The organism is Paenibacillus sp. FSL H8-0457, assembly GCF_038051935.1.
Lineage (GTDB): Bacteria > Bacillota > Bacilli > Paenibacillales > Paenibacillaceae > Paenibacillus_AQ > Paenibacillus_AQ lautus_A.
On sequence record NZ_CP150293.1, the window covers coordinates 6509914 to 6528284 of the forward strand.

The following is an 18371-nucleotide window of genomic DNA, read 5'->3' on the forward strand; positions in this document are numbered from 1 at the left end:
TGAACTCATCTTCTTTCTATTATTATTACTTAAACAAACTCTCTTCACTAAACTTGTTTCCAAACAGTAAATCATATTCCAACAATTCGTATTTATCTAAAATATCTTCCTTATCTACTTCATTTGATATTTCTCCATTACTTTTAATCATTAGATCTTTGGATAAACCAATGTATTCTTGATTAAGTTCATGAAGAAAATCATAAAATAGTGGCGGCTGTATGTTTGCTAGTTGAAAAACTTTAGGAAGAAGAAGAGAAGGACTAATCCCATCTAATTGTGTATCCATACTTTTACCAAGATTGTTCCATATTAATAATGGAGTACTTTTTAATTGTTTTTGTTGTTCAAGTCCTGCATCTCCACCGAAGTCCAAATCTTGATAAACATCCGCACCTAAATTCGGTAAATGATCACCAAAAAAAACTACAATTGTTGGCTCGTCAATATTATCTATTAAATATTTTAATGCTTCGTCTGCATCTTTTACTCCTTGCGAATATATCTCTAAAACTTCCTTTGTCTTTTCTCTAATATCACCAGTAATTTCTATTTCTGATGGATACTTGGATTCTTTGTTATAAGCTGAGTGATTTTGCATAGTTATTGCATATATGAATGTAGGATTTTCGCTTCCCTGTATTTCTTCAATTATTCTTTTAGACACTTCAATATCCGCAATATATACTCCACGTCTCTCGGGATTAACAAAATCGTCTTCACCAATAAATTTATCAAAGTTAAAATGCCGATAAACATTGTCCCTATTCCAAAACCATTTTACATAAGAATGTAGAGCGATGGTTTGATAACCACTCTTCTTCAATACATCGGCTAGTGAAGGATACGGTCTTTTAATGTATTGTTGATATGGCATTGATCCTTGAGGTAAAAAACGCATTGACAAACCTGTTAGAGCTTCAAATTCAACGTTAGATGTACCACCTCCAAATTGGGGCGATAACAACCAACCTGTCGTACTGCTATCTTTTAAGGAATTATAAAAAGAAAGGGGATTCTCTGAAAATTCAATGTTTTTGGATATTGTCGGATCCCAGAATGCTTCATTCATAATATAAATAATATTAGGAGCCTCTTCCAAAGCGTTATATATTGTCAAACTCGTCGGACTATTTATGGAATTGACTATCTGAAGTATGTTTTCTTTATTATAGTTCGCGGGCGGAACAACTATTGCATTAGGAACATTTAATACAAAACCTAACAAGGATCCGTTCTCCTTGTAATTCAGCGACTGCTCCCAATTAATATTTACAATACTCATTTTGTTTAAGACACTTTTGGATAAAGGGATTTTATCCCATAGGCAGAATGATATAATTATACAAACTGAGAAAAAGAATACTACTCCCCTTTCTAGAAGGGATATTCTAACAACTAATACTCGCTTCCTTAATTTAATTGAAGCAATTAATAATACAGCTAAAAAAAGCAGATATATAAAGTTTATTTCTTTATACATACCTGGCAGGAGATTTAAAATTTGTTTGGCAAATATAAAATCCCATGGGAAGAAAGGCTCCTCTAAAAAATTCATTTTGTATTTCTGAATTAATCCAAATAAAGACACAAGCAGCTGAAATAAACTAAAACCAACAATAAAGTTCGGAATCACAGACACTAATATCAATAGAATTGATATACATAATAAATAATTGATAATAAAAGCCCCAAAGCTTTCACCAATCCATACAAATGTTAAAGTTAAACTGCCTCTGACTATAGATTCTAGGATAATCAGACCAACAAAAGTTCCTAATAATACCGTGAGAATTCTATGGATGCGCTTATTCCTGATTATGTTCATTACTTTATAACTGTTCTCCTAGTGTTTATGATGTTTTCAAAGGTTTCAATCACTTCTTGATCGGATAACTTACTGATATCAATATTGTTACTGGAATAAATATAATCATCCGCAATGATTAATTTATAATCAAAATAAAATTGCGCCAATGATCTCAACATCAATTGAGGGTTATATCTAAATCGGATGTACTCTTGTTCCTTTTTATTCCTCTCCTCGTCAAACATTATATGATGATGAATTAATAGAGAGTTTGGAGAATTTACAAGTCGTTTCCCTGAATTCCGCAATAAGTATGAAATTGCAGAATCTTCATAGACATTTGGGTAACCTTCAACCTCTGGGAACCACCCCTTGAACAATGTTGCCCCTACCGGATTCCAATCTGTATCATATCTCTCTAATGTTGAGAGGTCATACACTGATTTGTTAATATTGTACAACTTGAATTGAACTCTATTTCCTGATATTTCTTCATAGCCGCCTGTAAATTGTAGTACATTACTTGGAAATGTCACTCTACAAGTTACCGAGCCTATATCATCTGATTCTTCAGCACGAACTAACAATTCCTCAAGCCAACCTTCAGTAACTTCTATGTCGTTATCAAGGGAGATATAGTATGAATTTGGTGTTGCATACTTCATCGCTTCTTTTCTTCCGCCAGCTGGGCCTAAATTTGATGAATTGTATATAACTTTTACCCCCGGTATGCCCTCGATATGTTCTTTTATAAATGATACGCATGATTCGGAAGAGCCATTTTCGAATAGAATAATCTCATGTGGAATCTTGACTGTACTCTTAATAGATTGGATACATTGTAAAGTCTGATCTTCTTTACCAAAAGAGATCATTATAAATGATATTAATTTATGAAAAACACCATCTCTAATTGACCGACGTAGTTTTGCTTGATCGGAGATGACTATAGACATATTTTTCTGCTTATCGTTAGATTTTATTGATTTTTGATTGGTATGGATACGATGTTTATATAGGAATTCTGGTACATGAACAAATGCGGAGTTCGGATAATGAAACGCTACTCTCAGTACCATGTCATAATCTTGTGCACCATCATATTCCGAATTAAAAACCCCTACTTTTAGAAACACATCCCTACTAATCATTTTGAAGTGTGACGCATACATTCTAACATCCAAATGATCTTCGAATATATTATCTTTCGGTAAGTGGTCACAAGAAAACCTTCCAATCTCCTCCGAATCCTCATTAATATGAATTCTATTTGAGAAGGAATATTTAGTTCCAGGTTCCCAATACTCTAAGCACTTCTCGATAGCATTCAACTCCAAAATATCATCACAGTCCAAAAAAGCTATAATGCTCCCTTCTGATTTTGCCATACAGATATTTTGTGTCTTTGAAATGCCTTGATTATATTCATTCTTAAATAATCTAACCTTCTTATTATTTTTGTAGGTATTTAATATCGAGCTTACTTTTGGATCTGATGAGCAATCATCCACAATAATAACTTCAATATGTCGATACGTTTGATTGATTGCTGAGTCAATGCAAGAAGCTAAGTATTCGACATTATTATAGACGGGAATAATAATTGATACTAAAGGATACTCATTTTTTTCACTTGTATTAACTTGTGTAACTAAATTTGCCTCAGGTTTATATTTTATTTTTGTTTTAAGGGAGAGCAGTTTATAATATGTTTTCTTAAATTGTGATCTAAATGGTTCAGGTGTTCTTCTCATGACGTTGAAAAATTTCCCATGAGCCTTTCTTATTGTTTTTGAATTCTCTGCTTTTACTACCACTGGTTTTATGATACTTTTAATTGCACTATTCGACTTTCTATAAAGAGCTTTATTATATTCATTAATTACTCTTAAAGGTTTGGTGAACTTCCAAGAGGTGGAGTTCAATAATTGATTAACTAGAGCATTCGCCTCCAGATTAGCTTCCACCAAAACTTTATTAACTTCTTCAGCTTTATTCACTTTTTCAACTAGCTCATCCTTTTCATACAACAGGACTTCTATTAAGCTCCTATTTCGAGCGTCCTTTTCACTCAACTCTTGTTCTTTGAGTTGATGTCTTTCTATTAACGATGCAATTTCATTCTTCTGTGAAGCAATCAATTCCGAAATGCCGTTTACTTCTCCGGCAATTGATGTAGGAACATCTTCGGACAAACAGAGCGTGATTTTAAATATACCCTTCGTTCTTTTGATTTCCGGAAAATCACAAATGATCTGAGTAGACTCATCCAGAATCAGAAATCTCCGTGTTTGCATACTTGGTAATTTAATTGCACCTTCACTATATCTAAGTAATGATTCTGTGATAGCTGGGTTAAACCAATCTAAAATAAGATTATTGTTTTCATCCAGGAATTCAAGCTTTGTTATTTCTAAAAACGCGGGTGCAATGCAGTCAATCAGGATATTTAGTTGTTCAGTTCCTGATCCCACGACCTTAAAACTTAGTTCGGTATATCCACCATTACTAGGCAAAGATACTACTTCTGTTTCGCCTTGAAAATCGGGTGTAAATTTCAGCGATGCTTGATGGTACGGATTCACTTCGTTCACATAATTATTTACTTTCTTGGAATTGACAATCTTTTTCCTGGATACGTTAATAAATTGATACACATCGCTATCAGATTTCCTTTGAAGATATTTCTGCAAACTATTAGGAAAATCACTATATCGTTGCCTTAACTCTGTTTCTTCAGGTTTTAGAACTGACTCGTAAGAATCAACGATCTCTAATCCCGCATGTTCCATAAGGCTGTGTACGCTTTTTCTTGTAAAAAAACGAATATGGGTGTTATCTAACAGCCCTAAATTGGTATAATCAAATTCACCAAGGAGCAGTTTCATGATTACAGCATTATGTCCTATATTGGGAATAGATGTTAAGACCTTCCCCTCTTCATCAAGAAATTTTTTGGAGTATGTCAATACATTCCATGGATCCCTTAAATGTTCTAGCACATCCGCAAATATAAGAAAGTCAAATTGCTGTTCTCCTAACTGAGAACCCCAATATTCTAGTTCATCCAAATCTGCCACAATCATTTTATCGCAAAACTGAGAAGCGATAGAAGCTGCATCAGCATCTATTTCCACACAATATACGATGCATCCAAGTTCCTCTTTGAGATACTGGGTCATATATCCAAGTGCAGGACCAAACTCTAGAATACGTGATCCAGGCTTAACTTGTCTCAATATTAATGAAAGAGAATTGTCACTCGACATATCAATGTTATATTTATACTTCATTGCTGATTGCTACCACCTTACTTTGCCAATTATGATCTAGCAAAACTAAACCTTCCGCAACATACTCCGGATGTTCAACCCAAAAAGAATTCACACGACTTTTATAGTCATATCTAATAAGAGCTGAACTCTCAAAAAAGCCTACATCAACTAGGTACGTACCCGGTAACAAGTTTAATTCCTTATACTCAAGAATTAATTTATAGGTTCCACAACTTCCTTCTAAAGCTTTTTCATCAATCTTAGTGTTTAGTCCGCAAATGTAAGTGCCCTGATTATCGAAAATTGCAACACCGCCTACAAGACCATCAATTGGTTTGTGGATTGTGTATGTTACTTCAACAAATATATTCCCACCCATTTTAAACTTCGAATTAACTGTACCTGTCTTATCAAGAAAAACAACTTGATCGATGGAAAGATGCTCTTTCCTTTCAATTGCTTCTACTTTTTCATTAGACTCTTCTACTTTTTCAAGTCCGTATTTTACGAAGTCTTCATACTGTTCAATTACAGTATTCACATCACCTCGCGCATGAACTTGACCATCCATCATCCAAATTACCTCATCACAAAAATTCCTAATTGAATATGAATCATGACTAACAAACAGTATCGTTTTCCCCTGTTCTTTAAATGATTTCATTTTCTCAATACATTTTAGTTGAAATTGCATATCGCCTACAGCTAATGCCTCATCAACAATTAAAATGTCAGGGTCTACATGCACTGCACAGGCAAAAGCCAACCTAACCAACATTCCTGATGAGTAAGTTTTAATTGGTTGTTCAATGAATTCACCTATCCCTGCAAATTTTTCGATTGATTCCATTTGATCAAGGATTTGTTTTTTTGTTAATCCCATAATTGTACCTTGCATAATAACATTATCTCTTCCTGTAAACTCCGGATTAAAGCCACTCCCCAGTTCTAGTAAAGCAGCTATTCTACCGTTTATCGTTTTTTCTCCTGATGTTGGGTTAAGTGTTCCTGCTATAATTTGAAGTATTGTGCTTTTTCCCGAACCATTCTTACCGATTATACCTATAGTGGTGCCTCTCTTTACCTTGAAAGACACATCTCTCAGCGCCCAAAATTCATCATATTTTTTTTTGTTTTTCGAGAAACTCTGGATAATCCGATCTTGTGGCCTATTATAAATTCTATAACATTTGTTTATATTTGAAAGTTCAATTGCGTTATCAAAGAACATCTGCAAACGCTCCTTTAGTTTTTCTAAACCAAGCAATACCCAACATAAATATAATCAGACCTACCAATGTCCCCACTAAGCACCATGTCCAATTAGGAGTAGATCCCCAAATTAAGATATTACGCATATCTTCGACAACATAACCTATAGGATTAATGTAATAAATCGGCCTTAATGTTTCAGGAATTATACTGATAGGGTAGAATATTGGACTCAGAAACATAAGTGCTTGGACTACGACCACTAAAATATGTTGAATATCTCTAAAAAAGACACCTACAGAAGAAAGAAACCAAGCAATGCCCAACGAGAGCAGCACAAGAGGTAAAAGGACAAGCGGCAGGAAGACAACAGTCCAATAAATTACCCCATTTATGATTAAATTTCCAATCATAAGAATAACTAAGCTAATTATTAGTTGAACAAATGCAGAAAAAAGAGAGACGACTGGGAGTACCTCTAAAGGGAAAACTACCTTTTTTACATAATTCACATTACTTAAGATCAGAGAAGGAGACTTGGTGACAATCTCAGAAAAAAAATTAAACGTAGAAATACCGCAGAATAATATTAGTGCAAAGTCAAGCGTACTCGTTCCTTGTTGCCCCCAACGAGACTGGAGAACAAAGCTGAAGAAATAGGTATAAATGACTAACATAAATAATGGGTTCAAAATAGACCATACCACTCCGAGATAGGATCCTTTATATCTAAGCAATAAATCTCGTTTAGTTAGTTCCATTATTAAATCTTTCTTATCCATAAAATAAGTGATAGGATTTCTCATGATTCCTCCATAAATTAAATCTGTAAAATGTGTATTAGAATAATTATTATGCTAAAATATTGTCGTATCTACAAGAAAAGGAGCTAATTACGTTGTCGAATCCAGTATACGGTAAAAAAGCCGCTGAGTCGAGGATAGAAGGAAAGAGACCAGCTTTGTTTTGGGTGTTAATACCAGGAATTATCTTGTTTCTGTTTTGGACGCCTTTTCAAACGGCTCTATTTAACGGTCAAGAGTTACAATTTGAAAAACCGATTTTTTGGGCTGCTATACTAGCAACACTATTATTATTCCTTTGGATTGCACAGTACTATAAAAGCATCCAACTCAAGGATGAAAGAGATTGGCTTGCTGTGGGTGTGCTTTTACTACCTCTAACTTACATTCTCTCACTCATCAGTGCAGTTTCTCATAGTCTTGCCATGAATATGGTCGTCATAAATTGCATTTATGCCATGATGTTCATCATTGGATTGTACGTACTTCGTGACAAGTTAGGAAACCGAATCATTCAAAGTACCATCATGGCTATCGCATATCTTATTGTTGGTTTCGGTCTACTCCATTGGTTTGGCCAAGGCAAGACAGCAGGAGCTATTGTAAAATGGTTTTCTAACACGGTGTTAAACGGTACATATACTCATGCTGTAATGACTGATTCTAATGGTCTTCGTCTGACTTCAGTATTCCAGTACGCAAATACTTATGCAGCTTTTCTTATGGGTTTCTTGTTCGCAGCAGTCTTTTTTGCTACAACATCCAGAAAATGGTATGGACAAGCCTTTCATAGCTTCATGCTGGTACCCATTATTGTATCGTTGCTTCTAACGTTATCTCGGAGCGGTCTTGTGCTGTTACCTGTTGTGTTTGTTCTGTTACTCCTATTCCTGAAGCCGGCTAAACAATTATTGTGGATTCTTTATTGTGGTATAGCCGGTGTAGCTTCGCTGATCATTTCCAAACCGGTAACAGAGTTAGGGTTGGATCTGAATGAAACCTTCAACAGCGGTGGCGCCCTTAAGGGCTGGGGCATTTTGCTCGGCACGTCCGCTATTGTAGGACTTCTTGGATGGGTCATTCAAAGTTTCATTGCTCCAAAACTGGAGAAAGCATTAAGCAATTGGTCCGCTAAAAAGGCCTCCAACATGTGGATTCCCATCAGTTCCTTAGTTTTGGGTGGCTTGCTGATCTTCCTATTCATCGGCACCAATCTCAAAAATGTATTGCCACAAAATATCAGCGTCCGGCTCGAAAACATTAATTTCAACCAACATAGTGTCCTTGAACGGTTCACATTCTACAAGGATGCCATGAAAGTGCTGGCAGACTACCCTATCATCGGTGCTGGTGGCGGCGCTTGGGCTTCACTGTATGAGCAGTATCAGAACAACCCCTATACAAGTACTCAGGCCCATAACTTTTTCCTTCAGTACTTAATAGAGGTTGGTCTTATTGGATTTCTAATATTTATGTCATTCATTGCGTATGTCTTCTATAAATACGTCCGGGGGTATATTCGAGCTGATGATGAGGGACGCAACAATCATTTCCTATATCTCATCTTAGTACTGTCAATTTTGATTCACAGTATTTTGGACTTTAACATGAGTTATGTATTCATGGGAATCCTTGTGTTCCTTGGACTCGGTGGCATGGCATCCGTAATGGATAGCAAACCAATCAAAAAGTGGAATATGCAAGATTCGACAGCAAGAAATATCTACTCTGCTGTTGTAGGCCTTGCCTCTATTATTATACTAATTACTTCAATACGTTATGTGCAGGCTGCTGAAGCTGGTTTGGAGGCTCGAAAAATTGTCCAGGTCAGTACATCGTTTGAAGAGATTAAAGCACCACTGGACAAAGATCTCAGCATTCGACCTAGCCACCCGGAATCCGTCCTTCTATTAAACTCATTGTATCAATCTCTTTACCAACAGAGTCAGGATGAAGGCTTTTTCCGACTATCTACTAATCTCTTAAATCAAGTTCTTGAAGATGAGCCTCATAACAAATCTATGCTGAATCAATTAGTAAAGAGTTATGAAATGAACAAACAGCCTGAACAAGCTTATGAAATTCTTATCAATAATGCCTATAAGTTTAAATGGGATATCAATTGGTACGAGCAGATAATAAATAAAGGATATGACCTGGGAATGAAAGCCCTAGGTGAAGGGGATACTGCCGGAAAAGAAAAGTACTTTAATTTGGCAACAGCGGCCTTTGTTAAAGTACAAGAAGGCATTCAACATTTAAAGACATTACCTGAAGGACAATTCCAAGGTAACCCTTTTGAGAATTCTGCTGACATGATTCTCCATGCGGGCAAAATGTACTTCATGATGAATCAACCGGAACAAGCGTCTGAAGCTCTTAAGATTGGCATACAAGAAGATCTCACCCAGACAACCCAACAGGAGATTGTACGTTGGTATCTGGCAGCATTACAAAAACAAAACTTGAGTGATGATGCCCTTATGGCGAAGCTAACCCAAGTTGATCCGAATGCGAAGCAAAATGTTCAACAGCTTGCTGATCTTCAATTCTAACTAAAAAAAGGGACAGTTCGTGGTAGAAAACCTCTACCCAACTGTCCCTTTTTCCTTATCGCTATGAACGTCTACTACTGCACCTTCGCCAAAACCCCACTCAAATAAGCAATCAAATCATCTCTCAACTCTTCACGCTGCAATGCATAATGAATGCTGGTTTCAATAAAACCCAGCTTCTCGCCGACATCATGGCGCATCCCATCAAAGTGATACGCGTGGATGGGGCTCCGATGAGCTAAGGTGGAAAGCGCATCAGTCAGCTGAATTTCTCCGTTCTTCCCAACCTCCTGATTCTCCAGCAAATTGAAGATATCCGGCGGCAATATATAGCGGCCCATGATGGCCAGGTTGGAAGGCGCCTCGGCACGGGTTGGCTTCTCTACCAGTCTCGATGTTTCATAGATTCGATCTGATTTTTGCAGTCCATCTACGATCCCGTACCGATCGACTTCGTTCCAATCGACGGGCTGAACGCCTACAATGGCTGATTGGTAAGTGTCGTAGACCTTCATCATCTGTTTTAAGCAAGGTACTTCCGACTCCACGATGTCGTCGCCGAGAAGCACCGCAAACGGCTCGTCCCCGATGAATTTGCGTGCACACCAAATGGCATGGCCCAGCCCATTGGGCTCTTTTTGCCGAATATAGTGAATATCCGCCATGTTGGAGGGTTTACGCACTTCTTCGAGAAGTCCCCACTTGCCCTTTTCCGCTAAATAATGTTCCAGCTCAAAGGAAGAATCAAAATGGTCCTCAATCGCCCGCTTCCCCTTACCCGTTACAATGATAATGTCCTCTATACCGGAAGCGACCGCTTCTTCGATAATGTATTGTATGGTCGGCTTGTCAACAATGGGTAGCATCTCTTTCGGCATCGCTTTCGTGGCCGGCAGGAAGCGAGTGCCCAGTCCCGCCGCCGGTATGATCGCTTTACGAATGTTCATCCTATCTTCTCCAATCCCGTAAGTCTCCCACTTTGATGACAGTGTATCATGAGTCTGGGTAAATCTCCTGGTATTCGGGGAGCAAAACCGTTACCACACACCCAAAGATTCTGGAACTTGTACAGAAATATAAACCGGACTTCAGGACACCTATCTACTACCTGTAATAAGGTAGGTATAAAAAGACAATCCACCTGATCAGGAACGTGGACTAACTGTCCTTGATTTTTCTAGATTATAAAAGATTGATTTATATTATAGGTAGTGGGAAAAACGACCTGGTTTGCTCTGTTATGTATTAACTCTGTACTAAATTACAATGTAGTGAAAGTTTTATTAGGCTTCTCCTCCATACTGTTGTTATTTCCCTCTGTAAAAACAAAATTTAAGTTTGGTTCGATTATCCATCTCGTGCAATGCCTTACCAAATTAGTAGATAGCAAAATCGTGATCAAAAGCCCAATTCCTATTAGTATTAGCTTATCTATTGTACTTGTGAAATATCTATAATATTCAACGTGTTCAAGATATTTAATAATAAATCCGTGAAGAATAAAAACATACAATGTATTTTTACCTAAGTTTGATATAATGGGCAGTTTCTTTGTTGGCGTCAGTGATAGGATACAAGCACCAACAACAAGAGAGAATACATAACCTACTAGTCTATATACTCCTGAATACCAGTCTTCATATCCCAAAGATTGATAAGGCAGTGTACCAAAAAACCATTTAACATGAATCGAATCATTTATCATTAACAGTAAAAAAAAGCATGCCAAAAGCAGGATCACAGCTCCTATTTTTATTCGTGGCTGATTTAATTTTTTTATCCATTCTCTTTTAGAGTAAAAACCTAAAAGAAAAAACGGGAAGAAGTACAATATACGAGAAATGCTTGCATAGTATTCCACATCCTTAGCGTAACCTGCTAATAGGGAAATAACGACACATACCAGAAAAATAAATTTTATTTTAATTAAATAAGGAGTGATTATTTTCCAAATAATCATACTGAACATAAACCACATGATCCAATAAGGATAGAAATAAGTAAACTCGAGCTTATCTTGCTCAAAAATGTAGTAATCAAAAATAGTATAGATGGTTTCAAATATTAAATAAGGAATCACAAAATTGATTATGACCTTTTTATTATAGTTTTTGTTATCGACATTTTTAGAAAAATATCCTGCTACAAAAATAAACAACGGCATATGAACCGAATAAAGGAATTTAAATATTGGGCCAATCGTTATCCCTCCATTGAATGGTTGAAACAAATGACCCATCACTACCAGTAATATAAGGATGAATTTTAGATTGTCAAAATAAACATCTCTTTCTTTCACAAAAAATTAGCTCCTTTAAAAGTTTATTGTTCTATATTTCGACATAGTTCATGTCTTTCCTCTATTTACGAAGTTTACAAACGATTAGAAAATTAATTATCACACTTAGAAAACCACCGTTTAAAAAATCCCTATTAAAAGCCCCTCTCACCCTACTCCAAATACAAAAAACATGCCTGACCCTTTTAAAGATCAGACATGTTGTATTTACAATCCGTTCCTTACTTCACCAACTGCCCCCGAGTAACCCCAAGCTGGTTGGTCGCCTTCAGCTTCTTCCACACCTGGGTGCCGCTGATCTCGCCGCGCAAGGCGCGGTTGTAGAGATCGATGACCTCGTGGACTTGCTCCGGCGTTTCCTCGAGGAACTCTACGCGGTAGCTGGATACGCCAAGCTCCATGAAGTTGGCCAGGTACTCGGCGCCGGATTGCTCGATGGCATTGTACACCGTGTTCCGGCAGCCTTCGTCGACCCGTACCGGATGGGACATGCCGATCCGGTCCTGCAGGGAGACGCGGCTCTCTTCACAAGGACGTCCACAGTTCGTGAAGTCCGTTCCTTCGCTGAGGAAGGTACAGTACACGCAGTGCTCCGTATGGAACATCGGCAGATGCTGATGGATGACGATCTCCATCTTGGATGTGTCGGCCTTCCCGAGAAGATCCACCATCTGCTGGATGTTCAGATCATAGGAAGGCGTGACGGTGTCGCATCCGGCTTCGACGAACAGGTCAACCGCCTTGTGGTTGGCAATGTTCAGGGAGAAGTCGCCGATCAACCGGGGATGCTTGGCCCCCGGGTTCTCCATCCGGTGGCGCAGGTAGAAATACAGCGCACCGGTGTTGCGCACCAGCACGGCGTCCGGCTGGAGGCGCAGGATGTTGTTGTGGTAGCCGTTCTCGCCCGGCATGTGAATGCGCGGCGTTGCCAGCGCAATCTGCTTGCCGGCTGCACGCACGGCTTCCACCGCTGCCGGGAACTGCTTGATGAACTCGAAGTCGGCGTAGATCATCTCGACGCCAGCCTCAAGCGCAGCCTCAACCTGCGGGAGGCTGCGGCACAGCGCGGTGAGCTTCGCCTCACCGCGGGCCACGGGCGCTGCGGGCACAGCCGCATCGCCATACACCGACACCGCCCGTTTCACGTACACGGGCGGCTTCGGCCGCTCGCCGGCGAGCAGCTCCACCGCACGGCGGCGGATGCTGTTGAGCTCGCGAATCGGCACGATGACGTCGCCGTACAGGTCGACGTCGAGTGCCTCGAGCTGGAACACCGTTCCGCCCAGGCGGCCAAGCTGCTCCTCCAGGATCTCCTGGCTGAGCGGCCGCTTCTGGGCGATCTCCAGTTCCAGCTCCGAATCCACCTGGACCGTCGTGCCCTTCTGCACATCGGTCCACCAGGTCGAAAGCGGCTGTCCGGGACGGCCGCTGACGCGCACATGTACCGGGAATACCCGGTACGGCTTCTCCGTCTCGTACGTCTGACGGAGGCGCTTATCCAGCGCCGGATCGTTGGTCTTCCAGATCCGGTCGCCGACATGCAGCTTGCGCAGGTCCACGTCGCTCCGGCCGGGAACGATATCGACGATCCAGCCTTCCTGCGCCTCGCCCTCCAGCTTGACGCCTTTGCGGCGCACGTCGTAGACGCGACCGCCTTCTTCTTTTTTCGTTGGGTCGCCGGCATCGAATACGATACCGTCCCCGCGCTTCAGCGGCGCGTCCAGCTTGCAGACGACGCCGTCGCGCAGAATCTGCTCCACCCGGCCGAGGTACACGCCGCGGCTTTTCGGGAACGTGCCTTCAACCAGCTTTTTATTGTTCGTTCCATCCAGGAAACCATGGGTGAAGCCGCGGGAGAAGCTCTGCTGCAGCTCACGCACCTCTTCCTTGCTCGGTCTCACATCCTCGCCGTCAAAATACCGATCGATCGCCTTCCGGTACTTGCTTACCACGTTGGCCACATATTCCGGGCTCTTCAAACGGCCCTCAATCTTGAACGAGGTCACGCCCGCTTCAATCAGCTCCGGCATCAGATCGATCGCCGCCAGATCCTTCGGAGATAGCAGGTAGGCAACGTCGCCCATCGGCTTCTGCTCGCCATCCACGATCAGATCGTACGGCAGACGGCAGGCCTGCGCGCACTCTCCGCGGTTGGCGGACCGGCCGCCCCACATTTCGGAAGTCAGGCATTGGCCCGAGTAGGATACGCATAGCGCACCATGCACGAATACCTCCATCGGCAGCTTCGCCTGCTCCCCGATCTTCTGGATTTGCTTCAGATTGTTCTCACGCCCGAGCACGACGCGTTCCATGTTAAACGGCTTCGTAAACTCAACGGCCTCCGGCGACGTAATCGTCATCTGCGTTGAGCCGTGGATCGGGAAATCCGGAGAAATCTCGCGAATCATTTTCACCAAACCCAGATCCTGCACGATCACCGCGTCCACACCGGCATCCACGCAGGCATCGATCAGCTCCTTGGCATCCTCCAGCTCGTTCTCAAACACCAGAATATTGAAGGTCAGAAACCCCTTAACCCCATAACTGTGCAAAAAGGCCATAATTTCGGACAGCTCGTCCATCCGGAAATTGTTCGCCCGTGCGCGCGCATTGAATTTTTCGACCCCAAAAAAGATCGCGTCCGCCCCGTTCGCCACCGCGGCCCGCATGCAATCCCAATCCCCTGCCGGCGCCAGCAGCTCCACGTCTTCTCTTCGTAATGCTTTCGTGTCCATCTATATCCTCCCAGACCGGTCCAAGCCGGCGTGCTGTGTACTACTATTCTTCCATTGAAACCTGCTAGCCATACTCTATGTTCATAGAACAAGGCATCCGACATCTATATCAAATGTTTGTAAATACTTTGAAAGCTTTTCAACTTATCTAGTGTACCAAAAGTCCGGCTTCTCTTCTACCTGCTAACTGGATTTCCACACATTTGATAGTGTTGCCATAATCCGCATGGCACTCGGTTTTGTACAAAACAAAAACAAGCCCTCCCATCGGAAAGCTTGCCTCACATTATCCTCTGCGGCTATTACTGGCGCATGATCACCGTGCGGGCTAGTGCTCTTAACTCTCATTTCTCTGCCTAAGGAGATTACTTCCCCTTTCCTTTACCAGGGATATTGCATTACCAATACTCCGAATCCTTTAGTCAGAGCCTTCTTAACATCTCAGCGGTCGACAGCCATCCAAGAATGCCCCAACGACCACGCACCGTGTGCAGAGGGAGCAGTGCACACGATGTACAAAACTTTAGATCGGAATCGTCCCGTACCGTCACCTGGTTCCAGGATTCTTTTCCACAGGTTTGTCTTTGCACGACCTGCCCCAGGTTTGCCACTACATCGTCCTGCACCACGCCCCCTACTCTTACTCCGCACCCTCCAGCACAAAATCCATGCTCGCCAACCGCTTGCCGTTCACGACGATGTGAAGGCGGTGATCGCCGGAATAGAAACGGCGGGTGGAGATCGGTTTAAACGATTGCTTCTTCTCGACCTTCCAGCATCCCGGCGCATAAATCTTGTCCGAGCATTTATAGCGTTTCGGCGCAAGCTTACCGCTTGCCTTCATATAATCGATCTCGTAGTCGATGCGGAGCGCCATCGGATAGCCGGTTTCGTTGACTACCTGAAAAGCGAACTCCAAATCGTCCCCCATCGTAATCACGGAACGTTTGATGCGCAGCTCGCGCACCTCCAGTCCTTCCAGCTTCTCAAGCTCCTCGTATCCGAAAATAGCCAGTGCCCGGATATCCCCTTTTCGCAGCAGCGAACGCAGCGCATGACGTACGATCCAATCCGTTAGCGGATGCTTGCCATACCATTTGGCGGCGATCTCCAGCACAAGCTCCGGGTGATCCTTGGAGATATCGTTCAAGTGATTTGCGACGCTTTTTCTAACATACAAGGAGGAGTCCTCTTTCAGCTGCTCCAGAATCGGCAGCGCCGGGCGCGGATCCTTGATCAGGGCCGGCAGCTGCGGCGCCCAGGGCAGGCGCGGTCTACAGCCTTCGCTCGCCAATCGGCGCAGATGCTCGTCATCGGACTGCGCCCATGCCATCATCTGGGCCAGCATCCGATCCTGGTCCCGGATAATAAAAGGCCGGACGGCAAACTCCGCCGTGGAAGAATGCGTGAATACCGCCAAAGCTTCCATCGACGTCTCCAGATCATCCATGCCGTTCACCTCGACATAGTCGGGAAAAAACACGTATTCCACGCCTCTGAAATGCGGAGCCACCTGCTTCAGGATCCCGACGGCTTCAGGGTAAGAAGCAGGCAGCGTGTCCGTTAAGGCCAGCGTAATATGCCGGATGCGCTGCTTGAACTCCTCCTGCTCCCAGGCTTCATTATGAATCAGCGTCATGAACCGGTCCGCATCGAATGCCGGATAAGCCTCCTTCAGCCGGTCGGTCACTTGCTGGAACAACGTATTCGAATATAGATCCTTCAGCGTTTCTCTCATATCAGATCTCCCCAAAAAAATAATTTTTACGATCTTGCATCCACGTCTCATGGAATCCTGAAAGCCCTTTATTTATGCGATAAACCGGCGGTTCCGCCTCATCCCCAAATGAGCCGTCGGCCGCTCTAACCCCATTCCCCGCCTCTTCCCAATCCAAAACATGTGGTGTAGGATGAAGTTGCACGCCTTTCGCTTTAGTGCGGTAGTCTGGTTGATTCCAGTTTACCAAATTGGGGGGGCGTTTTGCTTTATCCGCATCCAGATTACCCTGTTGGGACCTAAACCGATGCACGGATGGACTGAACACCAATCGAGACCGCAAAGTCATACGTTTATCGACGTACTTACTCAAGTGAAAGATCCACATGTAAAGGAAGCGTTTCTTCCAAAAATAAGGTGGGTAAGCCCATGAAGCTTACACTTTCTTATTTCTGATACATGTAATACATACACCATTACTTATTTAAAAAGACAGGAGGCGAAGCTCGAAGGAGTACAACAAATCGCACATCAGGAGATGAAGAAGACATGGAAAGTTGGAAAAAGAATTTATGGATACTATGGTTCGGCTCATTTATCGTTTCATCAAGCTTCTCGATGGTCATACCATTTCTCCCGCTTTTTCTGATTGAGCTCGGCGTTACCAAGCATACGGAATTGTGGTCGGGACTGCTGTTCAGTTCCGCTTTTTTTGCGGGCGCCTTGTCCTCTCCCTTCTGGGGAGCCGTCGGCGATAAATATGGACGCAAACCGATGATTATCCGCGCGGGCCTGGTGCTCTTTGTCATCTATGTACTGATGGCATTCGTCACGAACGAGTATCAAGTGCTGATTCTCCGCCTGCTGCAAGGCCTTCTCTCCGGCTTTATTCCGGGCGCGATCGCGATCGTAGGCACCAATACCCCCGAGAAAAAAGTCGGCTACGCCCTCTCCATGATGTCCACGGCCACCGCAACCGGCGGCATCATGGGTCCAATGATCGGAGGCACTCTGGCCTCCCTGTTCAGCAACCGGATGGCATTCGGATTGGCAGGGATGCTGTGCTTCGCAGCCACGCTGCTCGTCATATTCTGGGTCAAAGAAGAGAAATTCGTACCGAGCAAAGAGCGCGTCTCCGTCATGAACACGTTTAAGGTCGCCGGACACAACAAGGCGCTGATGACCGTGCTCATGCTTACGGTACTGACGCAGTTCTCCGTCATGACGATCGAGCCCGTACTGCCGCTGTATATCGCTCAGATCGGCGGCTCTTCATCGCATACCTCGATGATTGCCGGCTTTGTGTTCTCCATCGTCGGGATCGCCAGCATCCTGTTTGCGGCCCGCTGGGGACGCCTGGCCGATAAAATCGGGTTCCAAAAGGTGCTGCTGATCGGCCTGCTCGCCAGCGGAATCGGATCGCTCGCCCAGATCCTGTTCAGCAACATTTGGGCATTCTCGGCCATCCGCTTTGCTTACGGCGCGTTCTTCTGTGCCGTGTTCCCAGCGCTTAACGGCCTTGTGGTCAAACATACGCCAAGCGAATTCCGCGGGCGCGCGTTCAGCCTCAACCAAACCGCCAACCAAATCGGCGGGATGGCCGGGCCGCTCGCGGGCGGCATGATCAGCGGCATCTTTAACATTCACTCGGTCTTCTTAATGACAGGCGTCTTAATGCTGATTACGACCGCCATTACGTATTGGACGATGCGGCCGTCTCGCGGGCAGCCTGTAGAAAAAGGCACCCTATCTTCATAAATGCCTCCCGTATGCGCACGCGTTAAGTTTTGATATGACGCGTGCGCAATTCATTACGGATATCAATAAACCCTCTCCCCGGTTCTTTTCGAGAAGACCCTCTTCATGAACCAGCATGTACATACATGAATCCCACAGCTATTTTCAATCACACCTTATTGAATCCATCGTCTCCCTTACAACCGCGAACCTCTTGTCTAACCCCTT

At 42.9% G+C, this 18371-nt stretch carries 11 protein-coding genes; 2 read left to right on the top strand and 9 right to left on the bottom strand.

Annotated elements, in window-relative coordinates; all coding sequences use genetic code 11:
- Positions 1 to 25 precede the first annotated feature (25 nt).
- The 4 genes from MHI43_RS29490 to MHI43_RS29505 are packed head-to-tail and all read right to left on the bottom strand — an operon-like array spanning position 26 to position 7103.
- The gene (locus MHI43_RS29490) at positions 26 to 1828 is read right to left on the bottom strand and encodes an LTA synthase family protein (protein ID WP_051425289.1); all 1803 of its coding nucleotides are present in this window, start codon (positions 1826 to 1828) and stop codon (positions 26 to 28) included.
- Positions 1828 to 5103 (bottom strand): glycosyltransferase, encoded by a 3276-nt coding sequence (locus MHI43_RS29495; protein WP_051425290.1) that lies wholly within the window; start codon positions 5101 to 5103, stop codon positions 1828 to 1830. The genes MHI43_RS29490 and MHI43_RS29495 overlap by 1 nt, the downstream gene beginning before the upstream one ends.
- The gene (locus MHI43_RS29500) at positions 5093 to 6352 is read right to left on the bottom strand and encodes an ABC transporter ATP-binding protein (RefSeq protein ID WP_341283193.1); all 1260 of its coding nucleotides are present in this window, start codon (positions 6350 to 6352) and stop codon (positions 5093 to 5095) included. The genes MHI43_RS29495 and MHI43_RS29500 overlap by 11 nt, the downstream gene beginning before the upstream one ends.
- A complete protein-coding gene (locus MHI43_RS29505) occupies positions 6306 to 7103 on the bottom strand; it encodes an ABC transporter permease (protein WP_015737670.1) in 798 nt (265 codons plus the stop codon). Before MHI43_RS29505 ends, MHI43_RS29500 begins: the two co-directional genes overlap by 47 nt.
- 92 nt (positions 7104 to 7195) lie before the next feature.
- Between MHI43_RS29505 and MHI43_RS29510 the strand changes: the two genes are divergently transcribed.
- Positions 7196 to 9655, top strand: a complete 2460-nt coding sequence (locus tag MHI43_RS29510; RefSeq protein ID WP_036660299.1) for an O-antigen ligase family protein — start codon at positions 7196 to 7198, stop codon at positions 9653 to 9655.
- A gap of 74 nt (positions 9656 to 9729) precedes the next feature.
- Here the strand turns inward: MHI43_RS29510 and galU are convergent, their stop codons facing one another.
- The 5 genes from galU to MHI43_RS29535 form a co-directional block, all read right to left on the bottom strand.
- The gene (gene galU / locus MHI43_RS29515) at positions 9730 to 10602 is read right to left on the bottom strand and encodes a UTP--glucose-1-phosphate uridylyltransferase GalU (RefSeq protein ID WP_036660300.1); all 873 of its coding nucleotides are present in this window, start codon (positions 10600 to 10602) and stop codon (positions 9730 to 9732) included.
- A 314-nt stretch (positions 10603 to 10916) separates the two neighbouring features.
- The gene (locus tag MHI43_RS29520; protein WP_051425291.1) at positions 10917 to 11954 is read right to left on the bottom strand and encodes an acyltransferase family protein; all 1038 of its coding nucleotides are present in this window, start codon (positions 11952 to 11954) and stop codon (positions 10917 to 10919) included.
- A 221-nt stretch (positions 11955 to 12175) separates the two neighbouring features.
- Positions 12176 to 14689, bottom strand: a complete 2514-nt coding sequence (locus tag MHI43_RS29525; RefSeq protein WP_036660301.1) for a U32 family peptidase — start codon at positions 14687 to 14689, stop codon at positions 12176 to 12178.
- 640 nt (positions 14690 to 15329) lie between these two features.
- Positions 15330 to 16427, bottom strand: a complete 1098-nt coding sequence (locus MHI43_RS29530) for a DNA alkylation repair protein (RefSeq protein ID WP_036660303.1) — start codon at positions 16425 to 16427, stop codon at positions 15330 to 15332.
- 1 nt (position 16428) lies between these two features.
- The gene (locus MHI43_RS29535) at positions 16429 to 16779 is read right to left on the bottom strand and encodes a hypothetical protein (RefSeq protein WP_155989832.1); all 351 of its coding nucleotides are present in this window, start codon (positions 16777 to 16779) and stop codon (positions 16429 to 16431) included.
- Between the two features lie 176 nt (positions 16780 to 16955).
- Here MHI43_RS29535 and MHI43_RS29540 point away from each other — a divergent pair, with 176 nt between their 5' ends.
- Positions 16956 to 18164, top strand: a complete 1209-nt coding sequence (locus MHI43_RS29540; protein WP_015737676.1) for an MFS transporter — start codon at positions 16956 to 16958, stop codon at positions 18162 to 18164.
- The last annotated feature ends 207 nt before the right edge of the window (positions 18165 to 18371 follow it).